At 49.8% G+C, this 23321-nt stretch carries 17 protein-coding genes and 2 pseudogenes; 16 read left to right on the forward strand and 3 right to left on the reverse strand.

Going from position 1 to position 23321, the window contains the following annotated elements; translation table 11 throughout:
* Positions 1-4 precede the first annotated feature (4 nt).
* From brxC to arsC, 12 genes and pseudogenes are all read left to right on the forward strand, one after another.
* A complete protein-coding gene (gene brxC / locus ACOTW6_RS20335) occupies positions 5-3646 on the forward strand; it encodes a BREX system P-loop protein BrxC (protein ID WP_421766280.1) in 3642 nt (1213 codons plus the stop codon).
* A 45-nt stretch (positions 3647-3691) separates the two neighbouring features.
* Positions 3692-7318 (forward strand): BREX-1 system adenine-specific DNA-methyltransferase PglX, encoded by a 3627-nt coding sequence (gene pglX / locus ACOTW6_RS20340; RefSeq protein WP_421766281.1) that lies wholly within the window; start codon positions 3692-3694, stop codon positions 7316-7318.
* Positions 7319-7508: 190 nt separating this feature from the next.
* The gene (pglZ, locus tag ACOTW6_RS20345) at positions 7509-10106 is read left to right on the forward strand and encodes a BREX-1 system phosphatase PglZ type A (RefSeq protein ID WP_421766282.1); all 2598 of its coding nucleotides are present in this window, start codon (positions 7509-7511) and stop codon (positions 10104-10106) included.
* A 10-nt stretch (positions 10107-10116) separates the two neighbouring features.
* Positions 10117-12201: a protease Lon-related BREX system protein BrxL gene (gene brxL / locus ACOTW6_RS20350; protein WP_421766283.1), complete on the forward strand. Its 2085-nt coding sequence runs from the start codon at positions 10117-10119 to the stop codon at positions 12199-12201.
* A gap of 85 nt (positions 12202-12286) precedes the next feature.
* Positions 12287-12892, forward strand: a complete 606-nt coding sequence (locus tag ACOTW6_RS20355) for an IS5 family transposase (RefSeq protein ID WP_421766289.1) — start codon at positions 12287-12289, stop codon at positions 12890-12892.
* On the forward strand, positions 12816-13268 hold the full coding sequence (locus ACOTW6_RS20360) for an IS5 family transposase (RefSeq protein WP_421766290.1): 453 nt from the start codon (positions 12816-12818) through the stop codon (positions 13266-13268). The genes ACOTW6_RS20355 and ACOTW6_RS20360 overlap by 77 nt, the downstream gene beginning before the upstream one ends.
* Positions 13205-13456: pseudogene (locus ACOTW6_RS20365) on the forward strand (hypothetical protein). Before ACOTW6_RS20360 ends, ACOTW6_RS20365 begins: the two are co-directional and overlap by 64 nt.
* A 144-nt stretch (positions 13457-13600) precedes the next feature.
* Positions 13601-13954, forward strand: coding sequence for an As(III)-sensing metalloregulatory transcriptional repressor ArsR (gene arsR / locus ACOTW6_RS20370; protein ID WP_032181589.1), 354 nt, complete (start codon positions 13601-13603; stop codon positions 13952-13954).
* Positions 13955-14001: 47 nt separating this feature from the next.
* Positions 14002-14364, forward strand: a complete 363-nt coding sequence (gene arsD / locus ACOTW6_RS20375; protein ID WP_032170437.1) for an arsenite efflux transporter metallochaperone ArsD — start codon at positions 14002-14004, stop codon at positions 14362-14364.
* A gap of 17 nt (positions 14365-14381) precedes the next feature.
* Positions 14382-16133: an arsenite efflux transporter ATPase subunit ArsA gene (arsA, locus tag ACOTW6_RS20380; protein ID WP_095719654.1), complete on the forward strand. Its 1752-nt coding sequence runs from the start codon at positions 14382-14384 to the stop codon at positions 16131-16133.
* A gap of 47 nt (positions 16134-16180) precedes the next feature.
* Positions 16181-17470: an arsenite efflux transporter membrane subunit ArsB gene (gene arsB, locus ACOTW6_RS20385; protein WP_421766284.1), complete on the forward strand. Its 1290-nt coding sequence runs from the start codon at positions 16181-16183 to the stop codon at positions 17468-17470.
* Between the two features lie 12 nt (positions 17471-17482).
* Positions 17483-17908 carry a glutaredoxin-dependent arsenate reductase gene (gene arsC / locus ACOTW6_RS20390; RefSeq protein WP_032181594.1) on the forward strand — a complete coding sequence of 142 codons (426 nt, stop codon included), beginning with the start codon at positions 17483-17485 and terminating at the stop codon, positions 17906-17908.
* 30 nt (positions 17909-17938) lie between these two features.
* On the opposite strand, the pseudogene ACOTW6_RS20395 reads toward arsC, so the two are convergent.
* The 3 genes and pseudogenes from ACOTW6_RS20395 to ACOTW6_RS20405 all read right to left on the reverse strand — a co-directional run.
* A pseudogene (locus tag ACOTW6_RS20395) lies at positions 17939-18352 on the reverse strand (ArsA-related P-loop ATPase); the annotation flags it as partial.
* Between the two features lie 198 nt (positions 18353-18550).
* Entirely contained in the window at positions 18551-18757 is a 207-nt protein-coding gene (locus ACOTW6_RS20400; RefSeq protein WP_032170432.1) for a helix-turn-helix transcriptional regulator, read from the reverse strand.
* 121 nt (positions 18758-18878) lie between these two features.
* Positions 18879-19457: a YagK/YfjJ domain-containing protein gene (locus ACOTW6_RS20405; protein WP_115799762.1), complete on the reverse strand. Its 579-nt coding sequence runs from the start codon at positions 19455-19457 to the stop codon at positions 18879-18881.
* 288 nt (positions 19458-19745) lie between these two features.
* On the opposite strand from ACOTW6_RS20405, the gene ACOTW6_RS20410 reads away from it, so the two are divergent.
* The 4 genes from ACOTW6_RS20410 (at position 19746) to ACOTW6_RS20425 (ending at position 23284) form a co-directional block, all read left to right on the forward strand.
* Positions 19746-20471 carry a hypothetical protein gene (locus tag ACOTW6_RS20410; protein WP_421766285.1) on the forward strand — a complete coding sequence of 242 codons (726 nt, stop codon included), beginning with the start codon at positions 19746-19748 and terminating at the stop codon, positions 20469-20471.
* 156 nt (positions 20472-20627) lie between these two features.
* Positions 20628-21491, forward strand: coding sequence for a GTPase family protein (locus tag ACOTW6_RS20415; protein WP_421766286.1), 864 nt, complete (start codon positions 20628-20630; stop codon positions 21489-21491).
* A gap of 91 nt (positions 21492-21582) precedes the next feature.
* Positions 21583-22404: a DUF932 domain-containing protein gene (locus ACOTW6_RS20420; RefSeq protein WP_368569545.1), complete on the forward strand. Its 822-nt coding sequence runs from the start codon at positions 21583-21585 to the stop codon at positions 22402-22404.
* A 217-nt stretch (positions 22405-22621) separates the two neighbouring features.
* Positions 22622-23284, forward strand: coding sequence for a WYL domain-containing protein (locus ACOTW6_RS20425; protein WP_421766287.1), 663 nt, complete (start codon positions 22622-22624; stop codon positions 23282-23284).
* Positions 23285-23321: the final 37 nt, after the last annotated feature.

Here is a 23321-nt window from a genome sequence, read left to right on the forward strand (position 1 = left end):
AACAATGAATATTGAACAGATTTTTGAAAAACCTCTAAAACGAAATATAAACGGGGTAGTCAAAGCAGAGCAAACCGATGATGCCAGCGCGTACATCGAGTTAGATGAATATGTCATCACCCGCGAACTGGAAAACCATCTTCGCCATTTCTTCGAATCCTATGTTCCTGCCACTGGCCCGGAAAGGATCCGTATGGAAAACAAGATCGGCGTATGGGTTTCAGGCTTCTTCGGTTCAGGTAAATCGCACTTTATTAAGATTCTTTCTTATCTTTTATCTAACCGCAAAGTTACACATAACGGTACGGAACGTAATGCTTACTCCTTCTTTGAAGAGAAAATCAAAGATGCATTATTCCTTGCCGATATTAACAAAGCGGTGCATTACCCGACTGAAGTCATTCTGTTCAATATTGATTCGCGTGCCAACGTAGATGACAAAGAAGATGCCATTCTTAAAGTCTTCCTGAAAGTTTTCAACGAACGCATTGGCTACTGCGCTGATTTTCCGCATATTGCCCATCTTGAGCGCGAGCTGGATAAACGCGGTCAGTATGAAACCTTTAAAACCGCGTTTGCCGATATCAATGGCTCACGCTGGGAAGACGAGCGCGACGCTTACTACTTCATCAGCGATGACATGGCACAAGCGTTAAGCCAGGCCACGCAGCAAAGTCTTGAAGCCTCCCGCCAATGGGTGGAACAACTCGACAAAAACTTCCCGCTGGATATCAATAATTTTTGCCAGTGGGTAAAAGAGTGGCTGGATGACAATGGTAAGAACATCCTCTTTATGGTGGATGAAGTCGGTCAGTTCATTGGCAAAAATACGCAAATGATGCTGAAGCTGCAGACTATTACTGAAAACCTTGGGGTAATTTGCGGTGGCCGCGCATGGGTTATCGTGACTTCGCAGGCCGATATCAATGCGGCAATCGGTGGTATGAGCAGTCGCGACGGACAGGACTTCTCCAAGATCCAGGGGCGCTTCTCTACACGCCTGCAACTTTCCAGCTCTAACACATCAGAAGTTATCCAGAAACGTTTGTTGGTAAAGACTGACGAAGCAAAAGCGGCGCTGGCAAAAGTGTGGCAAGAGAAAGGCGATATCCTGCGTAACCAGCTGGCTTTTGACCCTACAACAACTACTGCACTACGTCCTTTTACCAGCGAAGAAGAGTTCGTTGACAACTACCCGTTTGTCCCGTGGCACTATCAGATTCTGCAAAAAGTGTTTGAATCTATTCGGACGAAAGGTGCAGCGGGTAAACAATTGGCCATGGGTGAGCGTTCTCAGCTGGAGGCATTCCAGACGGCGGCGCAGCAAATCTCAGCGCAAGGGCTGGATTCTCTGGTGCCTTTCTGGCGCTTCTATGCCGCCATTGAGAGCTTCCTGGAACCTGCCGTTAGCCGCACCATCACTCAGGCTTGCCAGAATGGCATTCTTGATGAGTTCGATGGCAACCTGCTGAAAACGCTGTTCCTGATCCGCTATGTGGAAACGCTGAAAAGCACCCTGGATAACCTGGTCACATTATCTATCGATAGGATCGATGCCGATAAAGTTGAGTTGCGCCGCCGGGTCGAAAAAAGTCTGAACACGCTTGAACGCCTGATGCTCATTGCGCGCGTTGAAGATAAATATGTGTTTCTGACCAACGAAGAAAAAGAGATCGAAAACGAGATCCGTAACGTTGATGTCGATTTCTCTGCGATCAACAAAAAACTGGCATCGATCATCTTTGATGACATTCTGAAAAGCCGTAAATATCGTTATCCGGCTAACAAGCAAGACTTTGATATCAGCCGCTTCCTGAACGGGCACCCATTAGACGGCGCAGTGCTTAACGATCTGGTGGTGAAGATCCTGACCCCTAAAGATCCGACCTATACGTTCTATAACAGCGATGCGACCTGTCGCCCTTATACGTCAGAAGGCGACGGCTGTATTTTGATTCGTCTGCCCGAAGAGGGCCGTACCTGGAGCGATATTGATTTAGTCGTCCAGACTGAAAAGTTCCTCAAAGATAACGCCGGGCAACGTCCGGAACAGGCAACCCTGCTCTCAGAAAAAGCGCGTGAAAACAGCAACCGGGAAAAATTACTCCGTGTTCAGTTGGAATCACTACTTGCAGAAGCAGACGTCTGGGCAATTGGCGAGCGCTTACCGAAAAAATCCTCCACGCCATCGAACATTGTCGATGAAGCCTGCCGCTATGTGATTGAAAACACGTTTGCCAAGCTAAAAATGCTGAAGCCGTTCAACGGCGATATCGCACGTGAAATCCATGCGCTGCTTACAGTAGAGAATGATACAGAGCTGGATCTAGGCGAGCTGGAGGAATCTAATCCCGAGGCGATGCGGGAAGTGGAAACCTGGGTCAGCATGAACATCGAGTTCAATAAACCGGTCTATTTACGCGATATTCTGAACCACTTTGCTCGTCGTCCTTATGGATGGCCAGAAGAAGAAGTGAAGCTGCTGGTTGCCCGTCTGGCGCGTAAAGGCAAATTCAGCTTTAGCCAGCAGAATAACAATATTGAGCGTAAGCAGGTGTGGGAGCTGTTTAATAACAGCCGTCGCCACAGCGAGCTACGTCTGCACAAAATTCGTCGTCACGACGAATCACAAATTCGCAAAGCCGCCCAAACCATGGCGGAGATTGCCCAACAGCCGTTTAGCGAACGTGAAGAACCCGCACTGGTCGAACATATCCGTCAGGTCTTCGACGACTGGAAGCAAGAGCTGAATGTCTTCAGAGCGAAAGCGGAAGGTGGAAACAATCCAGGCAAAAATGAGATTGAGTCAGGTCTGCGTCTGCTGAATTCCATTCTTAGCGAAAAAGAAGAGTTTGCTCTGATTGAGAAGGTCACCAGCCTGGCAAACGAATTGCTGGATTTCAGCGAAGATCGCGAAGATTTGGTCGATTTCTACCGCAAGCAGTTCTCCACCTGGCAAAAGCTGGGGGCTGCGCTGAACGGAAGCTTTAAATCCAACCGCAGCGCGCTGGAAAAAGACGCCGTGGCGGTAAAAGCATTAAGTGAGCTGGAAAACATCTGGCAGATGCCGGAGCCTTATAAGCATCTCAATCGCATCACGCCGCTGATTGAACAGGTCCAGAACGTCAACCATCAGTTAGTCGAACAGCACCGCCAGCACGCCCTGGAGCGTATTGACGCGCGCATTGAGGAAAGCCGTCAACGCTTGCAGGAAGCGCACGCCACGTCGGAGCTGCAAAACAGCGTTCTGCTGCCGATGCAAAAAGCCAGAAAACGCGCTGAGGTCAGCCATTCGATTCCGGAAATTCTGGCGGAACAGCAAGAGACGAAAGCGCTGCAAACGGATGCTGAGAAGAAGATTAACCAGTGGATCGACGAGCTGCGTAAAAAGCAGGAAGCCCAGCTACGAGCAGCGAATGAAGCTACACGCGCTGCAGAATCACAACAGACCTATGTTGTGGTAGAAAAACCCGTTATCCAACCGGTACCGAAAAAAACGCATCTGGTCAATGTAGCCAGCGAGATGCGCAAAGCCACCGGTGGTGAAGTGTTGGAAACCGCTGAGCAGGTGGAAAAAGCGCTGGATACGCTTCGTGCTGCCCTGCTGGCAGCCATTGAGGCAGGTGACCGGATTCGTCTTCAGTAACCCCCATTTCAGGGCAGCGCTCTGCTGCCCTTTGCAGGATTTTCTATGAATACCAATAATATCAAAAAATATGCTCCACAGGCTCGTAACCAGTTCCGCGACGCAGTGATCCAGAAGCTGACCACGTTGGGAATTTCCGTCGATAAAAAAGGCACTCTGCAAATTGCGGATGCCGAGATCGTCGGCGAAACCGTGCGCTACGGCCAGTTCGACTACTCTAAATCTACCCTTACCCGCCGCGATCGTCTGGTCAAACGCGCCCGTGAACAGGGCTTTGACGTTCTGGTTGAGCACTGTGCCTACACCTGGTTCAACCGCTTATGCGCCATTCGCTATATGGAGATCCAGGGTTACCTTGACCACGGTTTCCGCATGCTCTCGCACCCGGATAATCCAACCGACTTTGAAGTGCTGGACCATGTGCCGGAAGTGGCGGAAGCATTATTGCCAGAGAAAAAGGCACAGTTGGTCGAAATGAAGCTGTCCGGCAACCAGGACGAAGCCATCTACCGTGAACTGCTGCTGGCCCAGTGCCACGCCCTGCACCGTGCGATGCCGTTCCTGTTTGAAGCGGTCGACGATGAAGCCGAACTGCTGCTGCCGGATAACCTGACCCGCACCGACTCCATTCTGCGCGGTCTGGTGGATGGCATTCCGCCTGAAGACTGGGAAGACGTTGAAGTTATCGGCTGGCTGTATCAGTTTTATATCTCTGAGAAAAAAGATGCGGTTATTGGCAAGGTAGTAAAGAGCGAAGATATTCCTGCCGCCACCCAGCTGTTTACCCCAAACTGGATTGTGCAGTATCTGGTGCAGAACTCCGTCGGCCGCCAGTGGTTGCAGACCTACCCAGACTCGCCGCTGAAAAGCAAAATGGACTACTACATTGAGCCTGCTGAACAGACGCCGGAAGTTCAGGCGCAACTGGCAGCCATTACGCCTGCCAGTATTGAACCGGAAAGCATCAAGGTGCTCGATCCGGCCTGCGGCTCCGGGCATATTTTAATTGAAGCCTATAACGTGCTGAAAAATATCTACGAAGAGCGCGGCTATCGCGCCCGCGATATTCCACAGCTGATTCTGGAAAATAATATTTTTGGTCTCGACATCGACGACCGCGCTGCCCAGCTTTCCGGCTTTGCCTTATTAATGATGGCCCGTCAGGATGACCGCCGGATATTCACCCGCGACGTGCGCCTGAATATTGTCTCCCTGCAGGAGAGCCTGCATCTGGATATTGCTAAGCTGTGGCAGCAGCTGAACTTCCACCAGCAGAGCCAGACCGGCAGCATGGGTGATATGTTTGCCGAAAATACCGCATTGCCCCATACCGACAGCGCCGAATATCAGCTGCTGATGCGCACGCTGAAACGCTTTGTGAATGCCAAAACGCTGGGCTCGCTGATTCAGGTGCCGCAGGAAGAAGAAGCGGAGTTGAAGGCGTTTCTCGATGCGCTGTATCGCCTGGAACAGGAAGGGGATTTCCAGCAGAAGGTCGCAGCGAAAGCGTTTATTCCGTATATTCAGCAGGCGTGGATACTGGCGCAGCGGTATGATGCGGTGGTGGCAAATCCGCCGTATATGGGTGGCAAAGGGATGAATGGCGAGCTGAAAGAATTTGCCAAAAATAATTTCCCGGATAGTAAAGCTGATTTGTTTGCGATGTTTATGCAGCATGAATTTTCTTTGCTTAAAGAAAATGGGTTTAATGCACAAGTAAATATGCAGTCTTGGATGTTTTTATCCAGTTATGTGTCTTTACGTGAATGGCTACTAAATAATAAAACTTTTATTACCATGGCCCATCTAGGCCCACGGGCGTTCGCGCAAATTTCCGGAGAAGTAGTTCAGACTACGGCTTGGGTGATCAGAAACAACCATTCCGCATTGCAACAATGTGCTTTTTATCGTTTAATTGAGGGTAATGAAGAGCAAAAGAAAAATACGTTAATTAGTCGCAAAAACGTTTTTTACAATATTAGCCAAGACGATTTCAAAAAAATACCAGGAACTCCTATTGCGTATTGGCTACATAAAAATGTTATTGATTGCTACATGCGTGGTACGCCTTTTAAGGATAGAGGATTCCCAAAGGTAGGTATGCAAACAGCTAATAATGATAAGTTTTTACGCTATTGGCATGAGATTGATTATACCGAATTTTCTCAACAGGAGGCGATACCTAAATGGATAAAATATCTAAAGGGAGGCAGCTATCGAAAATGGTATGGTAACCTTGAATATGTTCTAAGATACAACCGGAATAAACATTTCATTCTTGCTCAGCCAAATTCTACTTTGATGGGGTTAGAAAAACTGTCCTCACCCAAATGTACTTGGACGGATCTAACAAGCGGTAACTTTAGCTGCCGTTACGCTCCTGATGATACATTTCATGACATTTCTGGACACTGTTTTTATCCGGATCGTAGTGAACAGTTTTCTTTGTTAGCTCTGGCTAATACAAAATTGTTTGATTATTTTTTATCAATAACTAACGCATCATTCCACTTTCAAGTTGGTGATGTAGGCAAGGTTCCAGTTATTGAAGTTAAAGATAAATCATCTGAAATCGCTAAGACTCTTGTTGAGTTATCGAAGATGGATTGGGACAATTACGAGTCGTCATGGGATTTTAAAGTAAATCCTATTATTTGTAAGAAACATCTTTTAATTTCACATGCTTTTTCTGATTTAAAAAATGAAAATAAGAAGTTAATTGAAAAATTTAAATTACTTGAAGAAAAAAACAATAGTACTCATATAGTGGCATATGGACTTAATGGGTTACTAAATTATGAAGTTGAACTAAACGAAGTTAGTTTAATATGTAATCCATCATATCGCTATGGAAAAAACATTTCACCAGAAGAACAACAAAAAAGGGAGCTCAGCGATACTTTTATCGAATTACTATCTTTCTCAATTGGCTGTCAAATGGGCCGCTACTCCCTCGATCGCGAAGGCCTCGTCTACGCCCACAAAGGCAACAAAGGCTTCGCCGATCTCGTGTCCGAAGGTGCCTACGAAACCTTCCCTGCCGATAAAGACGGCATCCTGCCTCTGATGGATGACGAGTGGTTTGACGATGACGTCACCTCTCGCGTCAAAGAGTTTGTCCGCACCGTCTGGGGCGAAGAACACTTGCAGGAAAATCTCGAATTTATCGCCGAAAGTCTCTGTTTATACGCGATCAAGCCGAAAAAAGGTGAATCTGCGCTGGATACCATCCGCCGCTATCTTTCCACCCAGTTCTGGAAAGATCATATGAAGATGTATAAAAAGCGTCCGATCTACTGGCTGTTCAGCTCCGGTAAAGAGAAAGCGTTTGAGTGTCTGGTTTATCTGCATCGCTACAACGATGCGACGCTGGCGAGAATGCGTACCGAATATGTGGTGCCGCTGCTGGCGCGCTACCAGGCTAATATCGATCGTTTGAACGAACAGGTCGATGGTGCCTCCGGTGGCGAAGCCACGCGCCTCAAGCGTGAGCGTGACAACCTGAGCAAGAAATTCAACGAACTACGCAGCTTCGACGATCGCTTACGCCACTATGCTGATATGAGAATCAGTATTGATCTCGACGATGGCGTTAAGGTTAACTACGGTAAGTTTGGCGATCTGCTGGCGGATGTGAAAGCCATTACCGGCAGTGCACCTGAGGTGATTTAAGTCAGATAGCATACCTTCCCACACCACCGGGCTTTAGCCCGGTGGTGATCTCGATACGGGAAACCAGCCTTATTCAGGCATCCGTCACCTCCAGTTCATGATAAAATGCGGCTTTATGTCAGAACGCGGAACACGGTTTCCAGGCGTTCAGGCATCTTCGAATATACAGAATCAACATGGGATTGTGACCTTGCAAAATCAGGAATTTATTGCCGGCCTTAAAGCAAAATTCGCCGAACATCGCATCGTTTTCTGGCACGATCCCGATAAGCGTTTCCTCGAAGAGCTGGATAACCTCGAACTGGAGAACGTCACGCTGCTCGATATGACCGACCAGTCGCAGCTGGCGGTTAAAAAGCGCATTGAAATCGATGAACCAGAACAGCAGTTTTTGCTGTGGTTCCCCCACGATGTACCTCCCAAAGAGTTCGACTGGCTGCTGGATATTCGTCTTTACAGTACGGAATTCCATGCCGACTTCGCCGCCATCACGTTGAATACGTTAGGCATTCCGCAGCTTGGCCTACGTGAGCATATCCAACGCCGGAAGGCATTTTTCAGCACTAAACGTCTTGCTGTCTTAAAAGGCCTGGTGACTGAGCAGGAAAACGAAGCCTCCCTTGATAAGAAGATGGTTGCGGTCATCGCTGGCGTAAAAACCGCAAAAACGGAAGAGATTCTTTTCAGCCTGATTACCCAATACGTTAATCAGCAGAAAGATGACGACAGTGACCTCGAAAACACGCTGGCGATGCTGAAACGCCACGATCTTGAAGGCGTGCTGTGGGACATTCTGAATCAGGAAATGGGCTATCAGGCTGAATATCCTTCGCTGGAAAACCTGATCCTCAAACTGTTCTGTACCGATATTTCCGCACAGGCTGATCCGCAGAAACGCGAATGGCTGGAAAAAAACGTGCTCACAACGCCGTCAGGCAGAGCCTCAGCGCTGGCCTTCATGGTCACCTGGCGCGCCGACCGTCGCTACAAAGAAGCCTATGATTATTGCGCACAGCAGATGCAGGATGCGCTGCGTCCAGAAGACCAGTACCGTCTCAGCTCGCCGTATGATCTGCACGAGTGCGAAACCACGCTGAGCATTGAGCAGACCGTTATTCATGCGCTGGTGACGCAGCTTCTGGAAGAGAGCACCACGCTTGACCGTGAAGCCTTTAAGAAGCTTCTGTCCGAACGACAGAGCAAATACTGGTGTCAGACGCGTCAGGAATACTACGCCATCTATGACGCGCTTCGTCAGGCTGAACGACTGCTGAATCTGCGTAATCGTCATATTGACGGTTTCCACTATCAGGACAGCGCAACGTTCTGGAAAGCGTACTGCGAGGAGCTGTTCCGCTTTGACCAGGCCTACCGCCTGTTTAATGAATACGCGCTGTTGGTTCACAGCAAAGGCGCAATGATCCTGAAAAGCCTGGATGACTATATCGAGGCGCTGTATTCCAACTGGTATCTGGCAGAATTAAGCCGGAGCTGGAATAAGGTTCTGGAAGCCGAAAACCGTATGCAGGAGTGGCGTATTGCGGGCGTTCCACGGCAGCAAAACTTCTATAATGAGGTGGTTAAGCCACAGTTTAACAATACACAAATCAAGCGCGTGTTCGTGATTATCTCCGACGCGCTGCGTTATGAAGTGGCAGAAGAGCTGGGCAACCAGATCAATACCGAGAAGCGCTTTACTGCCGAACTGCGTTCCCAATTAGGCGTGTTACCCAGCTATACCCAGCTGGGAATGGCGGCATTGCTGCCACATGACGAGATGTGCTACCAACCGGGTAATGGCGATATCGTTTATGCAGACGGGCTGTCTACCTCAGGTACGCCTAATCGCGATACCATTCTGAAGAAATATAAAGGGATGGCAGTAAAATCCGACGATCTGCTGAAATGGAAAAATCAGGAAGGACGGGATCTTATTCGCGATTACGAAGTCGTCTATATCTGGCATAACACCATTGATGCCATGGGTGACAGTGCATCTACGGAGGAGAAGACCTTCGAAGCGTGCCGCAACGCGGTGATTGAACTGAAGGATTTAGTGACCCGTGTGATTAACCGTCTCCACGGTACACGCATTATTGTCACGGCGGACCACGGTTTCCTGTTCCAGCAGCAGCCCCTTTCCGGGCAAGATAAAACCACGCTGCAGATCAAGCCAGACAATACGATTAAAAACCACAAACGCTTTATTATCGGCCATAAGCTTCCTGCCGATGATTTTTGCTGGAAAGGGAAAGTGGCGGATACCGCAGGCGTGAGCGACAACAGCGAGTTCCTTATTCCGAAAGGGATCCAGCGCTTCCATTTCTCTGGCGGCGCGCGCTTCGTTCATGGCGGCACCATGTTGCAGGAGGTTTGCGTTCCGGTATTGCAGATAAAAGCCCTGCAAAAAACCGCCGCAGAAAAACAGCCACAGCGCCGCCCGGTGGATATTGTCGCTTACCATCCGATGATTAAGCTGGTGAACAATATCGATAAAGTGAGCCTGTTGCAGACGCATCCGGTGGGCGAACTTTATGAACCGCGTATCCTGAACATTTACATTGTCGACAACGCCAACAATGTGGTCTCGGGCAAAGAGCGCATCAGCTTTGACAGTGATAACAGCACCATGGAAAAACGCGTACGCGAAGTTACGCTGAAGCTGATTGGCGCTAACTTCAACCGTCGCAATGAGTACTGGTTGATACTGGAAGACGCACAAACGGAAACGGGGTATCAGAAGTACCCGGTCATTATCGATCTGGCGTTCCAGGATGATTTCTTCTAAGTGAGGCGATATGCAAACCCATCATGATTTACCTGTTTCAGGCGTATCCGCAGGGGAAATTGCCTCCGAGGGTTACGATCTGGACGCCCTGCTGAACCAGCATTTTGCTGGTCGTGTGGTGCGTAAAGATCTCACCAAGCAACTCAAGGAAGGGGCAAACGTCCCGGTGTATGTGCTGGAGTATCTGCTCGGCATGTACTGCGCCTCTGACGATGACGACGTGGTCGAGCAAGGGTTGCAAAACGTTAAGCGTATTCTGGCTGATAACTATGTGCGCCCGGATGAAGCAGAGAAAGTGAAGTCGCTGATCCGCGAGCGTGGTTCGTACAAAATCATCGATAAAGTGTCGGTGAAGCTAAACCAGAAAAAAGACGTTTACGAAGCCCAGCTTTCTAACCTCGGTATCAAAGACGCGCTGGTGCCATCGCAGATGGTTAAAGACAACGAGAAGCTACTGACGGGCGGTATCTGGTGCATGATTACCGTTAACTATTTCTTTGAAGAAGGGCAGAAGACCTCACCCTTCTCATTGATGACGCTCAAGCCTATCCAGATGCCGAATATGGATATGGAAGAAGTGTTCGATGCGCGTAAACACTTTAACTGTGACCAGTGGATCGATGTGCTGCTGCGCTCGGTGGGTATGGAGCCCGCCAATATTGAGCAACGCACCAAATGGCACCTTATCACCCGTATGATCCCGTTCGTGGAGAACAACTATAACGTTTGCGAGCTGGGGCCGCGTGGCACCGGTAAAAGCCATGTGTATAAAGAGTGTTCTCCTAACTCCCTGTTAGTTTCTGGCGGGCAAACGACCGTTGCCAACCTGTTCTACAACATGGCCAGTCGCCAGATCGGCTTGGTTGGCATGTGGGATGTGGTAGCGTTCGACGAAGTCGCGGGGATCACTTTCAAAGATAAAGACGGCGTGCAAATCATGAAAGATTATATGGCGTCAGGATCTTTCTCTCGCGGCAGAGATTCGATTGAAGGTAAAGCGTCGATGGTTTTCGTCGGCAACATCAATCAAAGCGTAGAGACTCTCGTTAAAACCAGCCATTTGCTGGCGCCATTTCCGGCTGCGATGATTGATACTGCATTTTTCGACCGCTTTCATGCCTATATTCCCGGTTGGGAAATCCCCAAAATGCGCCCGGAATTTTTTACCAACCGTTACGGGCTGATTACGGATTATCTCGCTGAATATATGCGCGAAATGCGCAAACGCAGTTTCTCTGATGCGATTGATAAATTCTTTAAGCTGGGTAACAACCTCAACCAGCGTGACGTTATTGCCGTTCGACGTACCGTGTCGGGGTTGTTAAAACTCATGCATCCCGATGGCGCGTACAGCAAAGAAGATGTGCGAGTCTGCCTGACCTATGCGATGGAAGTTCGTCGCCGCGTGAAAGAGCAACTTAAAAAACTGGGCGGTCTGGAGTTCTTCGATGTGAACTTTAGCTACATCGACAACGAAACGCTGGAAGAGTTTTTTGTGAGCGTACCGGAACAGGGCGGCAGCGAACTTATTCCTGCCGGAATGCCAAAGCCGGGTGTTGTGCATCTGGTCACTCAGGCAGAAAGCGGCATGACCGGGCTGTATCGTTTTGAAACACAGATGACTGCCGGTAATGGTAAGCATAGTGTATCGGGTCTGGGTTCAAATACCTCCGCGAAAGAAGCTATCCGCGTCGGTTTCGATTACTTCAAAGGCAATTTGAATCGGGTAAGCGCGGCCGCGAAATTCTCCGATCATGAATATCACCTTCATGTCGTTGAACTGCATAATACTGGCCCAAGCACCGCAACCAGTCTTGCTGCGCTTATCGCTTTATGTTCGATATTGCTGGCAAAACCGGTGCAGGAACAGATGGTGGTGTTGGGCAGTATGACGCTTGGTGGGGTAATTAACCCGGTGCAGGATCTTGCCGCCAGTTTACAGCTCGCCTTCGACAGCGGTGCAAAACGGGTTCTGTTGCCGATGTCCTCGGCTATGGATATTCCAACGGTTCCGGCAGAGTTATTTACCAAGTTTCAGGTGAGTTTTTACTCAGACCCGGTTGATGCTGTTTATAAGGCGCTGGGTGTGAATTAACGTAGTAACTATTTTAAGGAAGGTGCGAACAAGTTCCTGATATGAGATCATCATATTCATCCGGAGCGCATCCCAGAGGGACATCATGAGCCATCAACTCACCTTCGCCGATAGTGAATTCAGCACTAAGCGCCGTCAGACCCGAAAAGAGATTTTCCTCTCCCGCATGGAGCAGATTCTGCCATGGCAGAATATGACCGCTGTCATCGAGCCGTTTTATCCCAAGGCGGGCAATGGCCGACGGCCCTATCCGCTGGAGACCATGCTGCGTATTCACTGCATGCAGCATTGGTACAACCTGAGCGACGGTGCCATGGAAGATGCCCTGTACGAAATCGCCTCCATGCGCCTGTTTGCCCGATTATCCCTGGATAGCGCCCTGCCGGATCGCACCACCATCATGAATTTCCGCCACCTGCTCGAGCAGCATCAACTGGCCCGCCAATTGTTCAAGACCATCAATCGCTGGCTGGCCGAAGCAGGCGTCATGATGACCCAAGGCACTTTGTTCGATGCCACCATCATTGATGGCACCCAGCTCTACCAAGAACAAAGAGCAGCAACGCGATCCGGAGATGCATCAGACCAAGAAAGGCAATCAGTGGCACTTTGGCATGAAGGCCCACATTGGTGTCGATGCCAAGAGTGGCCTGACCCACAGCCTGGTCACCACCGCGGCCAACGAGCATGACCTCAATCAGCTGGGTAATCTGCTTCATGGAGAGGAGCAATTTGTCTCAGCCGATGCCGGCTACCAAGGAGCGCCACAGCGCGAGGAGCTGGCCGAGGTGGATGTGGACTGGCTGATCGCCGAGCGTCCCGGCAGGGTAAAAACCTTGAAGCAGCATCCGCGCAAGAACAAAACGGCCATCAACATCGAATACATGAAAGCCAGCATCCGTGCCAGGGTGGAGCACCCGTTTCGCATCATCAAGCGGCAGTTCGGCTTCGTGAAAGCCAGATACAAGGGGCTGCTGAAAAACGATAACCAACTGGCGATGTTATTCACCCTGGCCAACCTGTTTCGGGTGGACCAAATGATACGTCAGAGGGAGAGATCTCAGTAAAAACCTGAAATAACGCCAGAAATGGTGGAAAAAATAGCCTAAATAGGCTGATTCGATGTGTTTGCGGGAAAAAAATCGGCCCAGATCCGCGAAATTTTAATCAGCGAGTCAGCTTGGGAAGAAATGACCTGCTTATTCGCACCTTCCCTAACAAAATGTGCCCTGAGAGTGTCTTCGGGGATTTCTGATATAGAAGGTTACTCTGGATTATCTCTCTTTCCATGAAAGATGTAGAGAGTAGCTTTTTGTTTACTTCATATATGAAAATTCAAATGTATTTTTGACATTGTACTGTTATAGAGAGAAACTGCGAGATAATAGCAGGAGGACCTATGCCACAATTATCATCATTACAGCTCTTCAAAAACCTCTCCGATGAAACCCGTCTAGGGATCGTACTGCTGCTCAGAGAGATGGGAGAGCTGTGCGTGTGCGATCTCTGTACAGCGCTGGATCAGTCACAGCCCAAGATCTCTCGCCACCTGGCAATGCTCCGGGAAAGTGGTCTATTACTGGATCGCAAACAGGGCAAGTGGGTTCACTACCGCTTGTCCCCACATATTCCTTCCTGGGCCGCTCAGGTGATTGAGCAGGCCTGGTTAAGCCAACAGGACGACGTACAGGCCATCGCCCGTAAGCTGGCATCGGCAAACTGCTCTGGTAGCGGTAAGGCTGTTTGCATCTAAAAAATTTGCCTGAACATATATGTTTTTTCAAATGTGAGGTATTCAGAATGAAGACGTTAACGGTGTTTGACCCGGCAATGTGCTGCAGTACCGGCGTATGTGGCTCAGATGTCGATCAGGTTCTGGTTGATTTTTCTGCTGATGTGCAGTGGCTGAAAGGACGTGGCGTACAGGTTGAACGTTACAACCTGGTGCAGCAGCCCATGAGCTTTGTTCACAATGAGAAAGCGAAAGCATTCCTCGAAGCATCTGGAGCAGAAGGGCTTCCGCTACTGCTGTTGGACGGTGAAACGGTGATGGCTGGGCGATACCCGAAACGCGCTGAGCTGGCTCGCTGGTTCGGTATTCCGCTGGAGAAGGTAGGGTTAGCTCCCACCAGCTGCTGTGGTGGTAATACTTCCTGTTGCTGAATATGTCAGGAGGACATATGAAATTCTTACAGAATATCCCGCCTTACCTATTTTTTACCGGTAAGGGAGGTGTAGGAAAAACTTCTATTTCCTGTGCGACGGCTATCCGCCTTGCCGAACAGGGTAAGCGGGTTTTGCTGGTCAGTACCGATCCTGCCTCGAATGTCGGTCAGGTTTTCGATCAGGCTATCGGTAACACCATTCGCCCTGTGACGGCAGTTCCTGGACTTTCCGCTCTGGAGATTGACCCGCAGGAAGCCGCCCAACAATACCGCTCCAGAATCGTTGAACCTATTAAAGGTCTGTTGCCTGATGAAGTTGTTAACAGTATCAGCGAGCAGCTTTCAGGAGCCTGTACCACGGAAATCGCGGCATTTGATGAGTTCACCGGCTTATTGACAGACGCTTCCCTGCTGACCCGCTTCGATCACATCATTTTTGATACAGCGCCAACGGGCCACACGATTCGCCTTCTCCAGCTTCCTGGTGCCTGGAGTAGCTTTATTGAAAGCAATCCAGATGGTGCTTCCTGTCTTGGCCCAATGACCGGGCTGGAAAAGCAGCGTGAGCAGTATGCTCACGCGGTAGAGGCGTTATCCGATCCTGAAAGTACCCGCCTGGTTCTGGTTGCACGACTGCAGAAATCGACGCTACAGGAAGTCGCCCGCACCCATGAAGAACTGGCTGCGATTGGCCTGAAAAACCAGTACCTGGTGATTAATGGTGTGCTGCCTGCAGCCGAAGCAGAGCATGACGCCTTGGCTGCTGCGATATGGCAACGGGAGCAGGAGGCACTGGCAAATCTCCCTGCCGGTTTATCCGGGCTGCTGACAGATACCTTATTACTACAGCCAGTCAACATGGTTGGCGTGTCTGCATTGAAGGGGCTGCTGGACACCCGCTCAGAGAGATTACCCCTCCCAGCAATGAACGTCCCGTGCACGCCTCAAAACTTATCGCTCTCTGGCCTGGTCGATGATATCGCTCGCAGTGAGCACGGCCTGATTATGTTGATGGGCAAAGGTGGCGTAGGTAAAACCACGATGGCTGCGGCCATCGCCGTCAGGCTGGCAGACATGGGATTTGACGTGCATCTCACGACCTCTGATCCTGCTGCACACCTGAGTACAACGCTGAACGGCAGCCTGAATAACCTGCAGGTCAGCAGGATTAATCCACACGATGAAACCGAACGTTATCGCCAGTATGTCCTAGAGACGAAGGGAAGAGATCTGGACGAAGCAGGGAAACGGCTACTGGAAGAGGATTTACGCTCTCCTTGTACTGAAGAAATTGCCGTGTTCCAGGCCTTTTCCCGAGTGATTCGTGAAGCGGGTAAGCGGTTTGTTGTCATGGATACCGCCCCTACGGGACACACGCTGTTGCTGCTGGATGCTACCGGTGCTTATCACCGAGAGATAGCCAAAAAAATGGGGGGTAAAGGTCATTTTACTACCCCAATGATGCAGCTTCAGGATCCGGATAGAACCAAAGTTCTGCTTGTTACACTTCCTGAAACCACACCGGTACTGGAAGCGGCAAACCTGCAGGCTGACCTTGAAAGAGCGGGGATTCATCCGTGGGGCTGGATTATCAATAACAGCCTTTCCATTGCGGATACGCGTTCTCCGTTGCTTTGCCAGCGCGCTCGTCAGGAACAGCCTCAGATTGAGGCTGTTAAGAATCAGCACGCTGACCGTATAGCACTTGTTCCGGTGCTGGCGTCAGAGCCCGCTGGTATTGAAAAGCTCAGAGAGTTGATGAGTTAATTTTTTTGCATATACAGGGCGGCAAAGTCGCCCTGTCAGGAGGCTTTATGTTACTGGCAGGTGCTATTTTTGTCCTGACCATTGTTTTGGTTATCTGGCAACCAAAGGGATTAGGGATCGGCTGGAGTGCAATGCTGTGCGCGGGGCTGGCTCTGATATCTGGCGTTGTGCATGTGGGCGATATTCCGGTGGTGTGGAATATCGTCTGGAACGCGACGGCGACCTTTATTGCCGTGATTATTATCAGCCTGCTGCTTGATGAATCTGGTTTTTTCGAATGGGCAGCGCTGCACGTTTCCCGCTGGGGTAACGGTCGTGGACGTTTGCTCTTTACGTATATCGTTCTGCTCGGTGCGGCGGTGGCGGCACTGTTTGCCAACGATGGTGCGGCACTTATTCTGACGCCGATAGTCATCGCCATGCTGCTGGCATTAGGGTTCAGCAAAGGCACAACGCTGGCATTCGTCATGGCTGCCGGTTTTATTGCCGATACTGCCAGCCTGCCGCTTATCGTGTCGAACCTGGTGAATATAGTCTCGGCGGACTTCTTTGGACTGGGCTTTACTGAGTATGCCTCGGTAATGGTGCCAGTGGATATTGCCGCTATTATCGCCACGCTGGTGATGCTGCATCTGTTCTTCCGCAAAGATATTCCGCCTACTTACGAACTGGCTCTCCTGAAAGCACCTGCAAAAGCGATTAAAGATCTGGCAACCTTCAGAACCGGCTGGATCGTGTTGATCCTTCTTCTGGTTGGCTTTTTCGTCCTTGAGCCGCTCGGTATTCCCGTTAGCGCGATTGCGGCTGTTGGCGCTGTTATCCTGTTTGCTGTGGCGAAACGAGGCCATGTCATTAACACTGGTAAAGTGCTGCGTGGGGCACCATGGCAGATAGTCATCTTCTCGCTGGGGATGTATCTGGTGGTCTATGGCCTGCGTAATGCAGGGCTAACAGAATATCTCTCCAGTGTGCTGAACGTGTTGGCAGATAAAGGACTTTGGGCCGCGACGTTTGGTACCGGCTTCCTGACAGCTTTCCTGTCTTCCATCATGAACAATATGCCTACCGTGCTGGTTGGCGCTCTCTCTATTGATGGCAGCACCGCAACAGGCGTTATCAAAGAGGCGATGATTTATGCCAACGTGATTGGCTGCGATCTGGGACCGAAAATTACACCGATTGGTAGCCTGGCAACGCTGCTCTGGCTGCATGTCCTTTCACAGAAGAACATGACCATCACCTGGGGATACTATTTCCGCACTGGGATCGTCATGACTCTGCCAGTGCTGTTTGTAACGCTGGCCGCGCTGGCGCTACGTCTCTCTTTCACTTTGTAATGAGATACTGATATGAGCAACATCACCATTTATCACAACCCAGCCTGCGGCACGTCGCGTAATACGCTGGAGATGATCCGCAACAGCGGTATCGAGCCGACCGTTATTCTTTACCTTGAGACTCCGCCTTCACGCGATAAGCTGGTCAAACTCATTGCGGATATGGGCATTTCCGTCCGGGCGTTACTGCGTAAGAACGTCGAGCCGTATGAGGAACAGGGTCTTGCAGAAGATAAATTTACTGATGACCAGTTAATCGATTTTATGTTGCAACATCCGATCCTGATTAACCGTCCGATTGTCGTGACGCCACTGGGAACTAAACTTTGCCGTCCTTCGGAGGTGGTTCTGGATATTCTGCCAGAGGCTCAGAAAGCGGCTTTCACCAAGGAAGACGGTGAAAAAGTCGTTGATGAGGCAGGTAATCGACTGAAATAAAGATGAAGGGGGCAAATGCCCCCTTCATTATTACTTCGCCATTTCTTCCAGCAGGTCAATACCAACCGGCTCTTCGCTCTGTAACGCTGTTAATGCAATACGCTTTGCATACTGCTCTTCCACATCAGAGATGAGAGGCGACTCGCGGTTTGCCCTGGTCTTCAGGAAAGGTGAAGACGGCTTAGCAGCTGCCAGGCTGTTATTCACAACCCATGCCCACGGCTCAATGCCAGCGCGACGCAGATCCTGCTGCAGGTTTGCTGCTTCCAGTACAGGTGTCGTTTCGGCAAGCGTCACGATAATCACCTTCGTCTTCTCCGGGTCCTGCAATTGCATCATTGGCGTCATCACATGGTCATGTGTTTGCCCCATCTGGCGCACCATTTCCCGGTTATAGGCTCCTGTTGCATCCAGTAGCAGAAGCGTATGACCCGTAGAGGGTGTATTGTTTAGGGACAGGTATTCGATTTGTCAGTTTCGGCGGTCACTGAAAGAACACCTTTTACCTCTACAAGGTTTAATTCCTTGGCTCAGGGTAGGGCTTGGTGGATGCGAAATCGAAGGTAAGTGATCTTGATGTCTTAAGTATTGATGAAAACACATTATAACGATTTTGGTTTTCTAATTCTGGGCTAGAGCGCTTTACTTTCTGGATTCGTAGATACGGTAATATAACCATTCTTCCAGATCGCTTTTTAACCAACGGGAAGCTCTGCCCAATTTAATCGGTTTAGGGAATGCCCCATCCTGTATCAGCTTATAGAACCATTTATCGCTCAGGCCAGTAAGCTGGGTAATGAATTTCATATCAATGAATTGATCTTCAAGTAGTGCAGGTTTTGTATACATGTTGATGTGTTCCGGTTAAAGATGAATAACCGGAGCTGCTAGTAAACCAATCATTACCGTCAGCTCCTCCACATCAATGGCTTCTGTTGTAAAAAAACTTCAGCTTAACGTTTACCTGTCGCTACTCCTTCCTGGGCCTGCCTCTACGGCTTCGTGGTGGTATAGCATTCATACCTGCAATAACCCCTCGTGACTTCTGCTCAGATTTGGCTAAATAACTAATTACGTAACGTAGTTCATCAACTGCTTGCCTATTGCGGTGATCCACTATCGTTCCGGAACTCGCAACGAAATGCTTTTTCTTGGAACACAGATGAAAGAGACCTTCATCGTCAGTCAATCTGCGCCATTCTTCCCCTATCGCACGCGAAGTTGGATAGAATTTCCGATGCTTCTGCCCATCAAGATAAAGCATGGCATGCACATGCAACCCCTTACGCTGTCTGTATTCAATTACCCAGTAGTACCCAATAACCATCTTTCGGCCAATTGCCACGTCCATCAGGTGCTGTATCTCGCCCTCCATCTCATCCATGAGATTACGCTGCGAGCGTTCACTCCCTTGTTTCCAGCCAAAATCCATACGAAAAGCCAGTAAGCGGGAATAACGCTCAAACATTTCATCCAGGTGGTGGTTTATATCTTCGAGAAGAAAACGATGCATAGGGTAATTAGGGTTGGCATTGTAGGGTTCTTTCATGATCTATCCTCAAACTAAACGGGGTTCAATAGATAGATGTGTGATGTATTTTTTAATGCAGGGATGAGTATTGATTACAGGAGGGGAACGGTTAACTCCGGGTGATAATACTAATTAACCTTAATTCAGTAAGAACTGATGGTTTCAAGGATTCTATCGTAGGTTCACATGGTGGCCTTACACAGGAAGAAATGTGTACGCGAAATCTGAATTATTGCAGTGCGATCTGGCGCTTTACTGGCCTCTGTGATAGGTTGTTATGCACAATCAACAAAGTGCATAACAATTATGGTAAAGAGAATTACATTTAACACCGATGATGATTTAACGATTAATTCAATCGACAGGTATGCCGAATCCAATGGCATGTCACGTTCTAAGGTAATATGTGAGTTATTACGGTCCACTGCACCTATTCTTGATTTTGTGACATATCAAAATAGAATTACTCAGGAGGTTGAAAGCAGGCTTTTTAGCATGTTTTATCATGAGGTTCGTCACTTCGAAACGCAGCAGCATAAAGATGACTCTACTTTTAAATATCTTCACTCTCTGTCTGAAAAGCTTATATTCAATGTTCACCCAAATCCTGTTGAAAGCTTTTTCCTTCCGGCAATATCTGAATGGGACTCTTGCAATAGTGGGTTTATGGAGAGAATTGAGAATAAAATTAAATCCTATATGCCCGAGGGTGATTGTATATCACGCTATGTTTATTTGTGCGTAAATAAAAAATCTGGTGAGAAGTTTGGCTATGACCTGATTCAAATAGAAATTCCATTATTTGTTGTTGAGTCTTATTTATTTGACATTCAGTCACTTTGCCATGTCGAACTGTTGATTTTTGCAATGCAGGAATTGATGAATATATGCGCAGAAAAAAAAGACATCTTAATTCCGCTTATCTTTCATGGATTCCAGTGCTTCCCTTTCAGGAAGGGTTTATTTTTATCGCTGCTTTGCACATCGATAAAGCATTGCCTAATCAACTATACCCTCCTAAGGTCACCATAAACTACCCTTACGAGTACTGGAAGTATTTAGGGTAATTCAATAGAAAATCATCGTTCAAACTATATTCAGATATATATCATTTTCATGAACATACCAGCATAACGGCAGAACTTCACGGTCCTGCCGTTTTTAGTTTTATTTATTGCAGGAGTTGTCATGAGTAATCAGCAAGGTTTGCAGCCATTAAACCATTCGCTTTCCGGCCTGCCGCAGTGGGTGTCTGAACGTATATTGCAGCAGATAAATCAGTTAACCCACTACGAACCAGTGATTGGCATTATGGGTAAAACTGGGGCGGGAAAGAGTAGCCTTTGCAATGCTCTGTTTGCCGGTGAGGTGTCGCCGGTCAGCGATGTCGCGGCCTGCACCCGTGAACCTTTACGATTTCGTCTGCAGATCGGAGAGCGTTATATGACGCTGGTGGACCTGCCCGGTGTGGGTGAAAGTGGCGTTCGCGATACTGAGTATACTGCGCTGTACCGCGAACAACTTCCCCGGCTCGACCTGGTGCTGTGGCTGATTAAGGCTGATGATCGGGCACTGGCGGTGGATGAGCATTTTTACCGCCAGGTGATTGGTGAAGCTTACCGGCATAAAGTGCTGTTTGTTATCAGCCAGTCTGATAAGACTGAGCCCACCAGCGGTGGAGAGCGATTGTCCACAGAGCAGAAGCAGAATATCAGCCGCAAAATCTGCCTGCTGCATGAGCTGTTCCAGCCAGTGCATCCTGTATGTGCCGTGTCAGTCCGTCTGCAGTGGGGACTACGGGTGATGGCAGAGCGCATGATCCGTTGCCTGCCGCGTGAGGCCAGCAGCCCGGTGGTGTCGCAACTGCAGCATCCCTTTCGCACGACGGTAGTCCGGGAACAGGCGCGTAGCGATTTTGGTGAAACCGTCGGTGCTGTACTCGATAGCATCAGTGCCTTTCCCCTGATACCCGCCCCGGTGCGGGCCGTCATTCAGGCCGTGCGCACCACCGTGGTGTCAGTGGCCCGTGCCGTCTGGGATTTCTTCTTCTGAGTATTTAACCCATCCCTGTTATTTCCCTAACCCTGTCGCCGATGCGACGGGGATTTCTTTTATTTGTTTTCCCGTTATGAGGAGTCTGCTTATGACCCGTCTGGCTTCGCGCTTTGGCGCAGCAAATCTTATCCGTCGCGACCGCCCGTTAACCCGCGAAGAGCTGTTTCGCGTGGTGCCCAGTGTATTCAGTGAGGACAAACATGAATCCCGTAGTGAACGCTACACCTATATACCCACCATCTCCTTGCTGGACAGCCTGCAGCGCGAAGGCTTCCAGCCGTTCTTTGCCTGTCAGACCCGGGTACGCGACCCGGGTCGACGCGAGCACACAAAACACATGCTACGCCTTCGTCGGGAGGGGCAGATTACCGGTAAACAGGTACCAGAAATTATCCTGCTCAACTCCCATGATGGCACCAGTTCGTACCAGATGTTGCCGGGTTTATTTCGTGCGGTTTGTCAGAACGGGCTCGTCTGCGGTGAGTCATTTGGCGAGGTGCGTGTGCCGCACAAAGGCGATGTAGTGAGTCAGGTGATTGAGGGGGCCTATGAAGTGCTGGGCATTTTTGACCGTGTGGAGGAGAAGCGGGATGCGATGCAGTCGTTGCTGTTGCCACCACCTGCGCAGCAGGCACTGGCAAAAGCCGCGCTGACGTACCGCTTTGGTGAGGGCCACCAGCCGGTGACTGAGTCGCAGATCCTCTCCCCGCGCCGCTGGCAGGATGAGAGTAGCGACCTGTGGACCACGTACCAGCGTATTCAGGAGAACCTGATTAAGGGTGGGCTCAGTGGCCGTAATGCCAAAGGAGGACGGTCACATACCCGTGCCGTTCGCGGTATCGACGGGGACGTGAAACTTAACCGGGCACTGTGGGTGATGGCGGAAGCGATGCTCACGCAACTGCAGTGACCGTTTAATGTTGCCGCTTTGTTAATATCGGACACCACCTGTCCGCATCGCACCGTGCTGGCGGTCCTCACTCACTGAGTGAATGGCCTGTAACCCCCGCTGCCTCTGGCTTTTGCAGAAATGAAAAATAGTTTCTGTGATGTCCATACCCTGTCCGACCCCCTCTTTAAAGTAATCACATCATTTTCAGTCAGTTAACTTTCACGGAGAACGTCTCATGACACAGGCAGAACGCCGCCATGACCGGCTGGCTGTCAGGCTGTCACTGATAATCAGCCGTCTGGTGGCAGGGGAAACACTGAGTGTGCGTAAGCTGGCCGCTGAGTTTGGTGTGTCGGTGCGCACGCTGCGGCGTGATTTTCGTGAGCGGCTGATGTATCTGGACCTGGAGTATCAGTCCGGATATTGCCGCTTACGCACTGCGGGCAGTGAGACGCAGATGGTGCCCGACGTGCTTATCTTTGCCCACCGCAGCGGGATGGCCGGTCTTTTCCCTGGCTTTGACCGTCGTCTGGTAAACGCACTGCTGATGTGCGATGAGTCTCCCTGCGTAATCGCACCCGCCAGTCCGGCTCCTTCGCCATCAGGCGCATTGTCTTTCTGGCGACTGATTCAGGCCATTACCGGGCGCAGGCGGGTGACGCTGATTGCCGAGGGGCAGCGCTGTGAGCGGCTGGCTCCCTGCCGGTTACTTATCCACCAGCAGGCCTGGTATCTGGTGGCAGAGCACGACGGACATATCGCCGTATTCACCCTGGATGAAATCCATCTGGTTCAACCCCTGCAGGAGTCTTTTCGCCGCAACGACAGTCTGTGCAGTCTGGTTGAAGACCCGGTGTTTATTCAGGCCTTACCCCATTTTCGCTTTATCCAGCAGTAGCTGCTTGCGTTTGTTCCGGCCGACAGCCCACCGGAAT

The organism is Enterobacter cloacae complex sp. IR5403 (genome assembly GCF_049238705.1).
Taxonomy (GTDB): Bacteria; Pseudomonadota; Gammaproteobacteria; order Enterobacterales; family Enterobacteriaceae; genus Enterobacter; species Enterobacter hormaechei_C.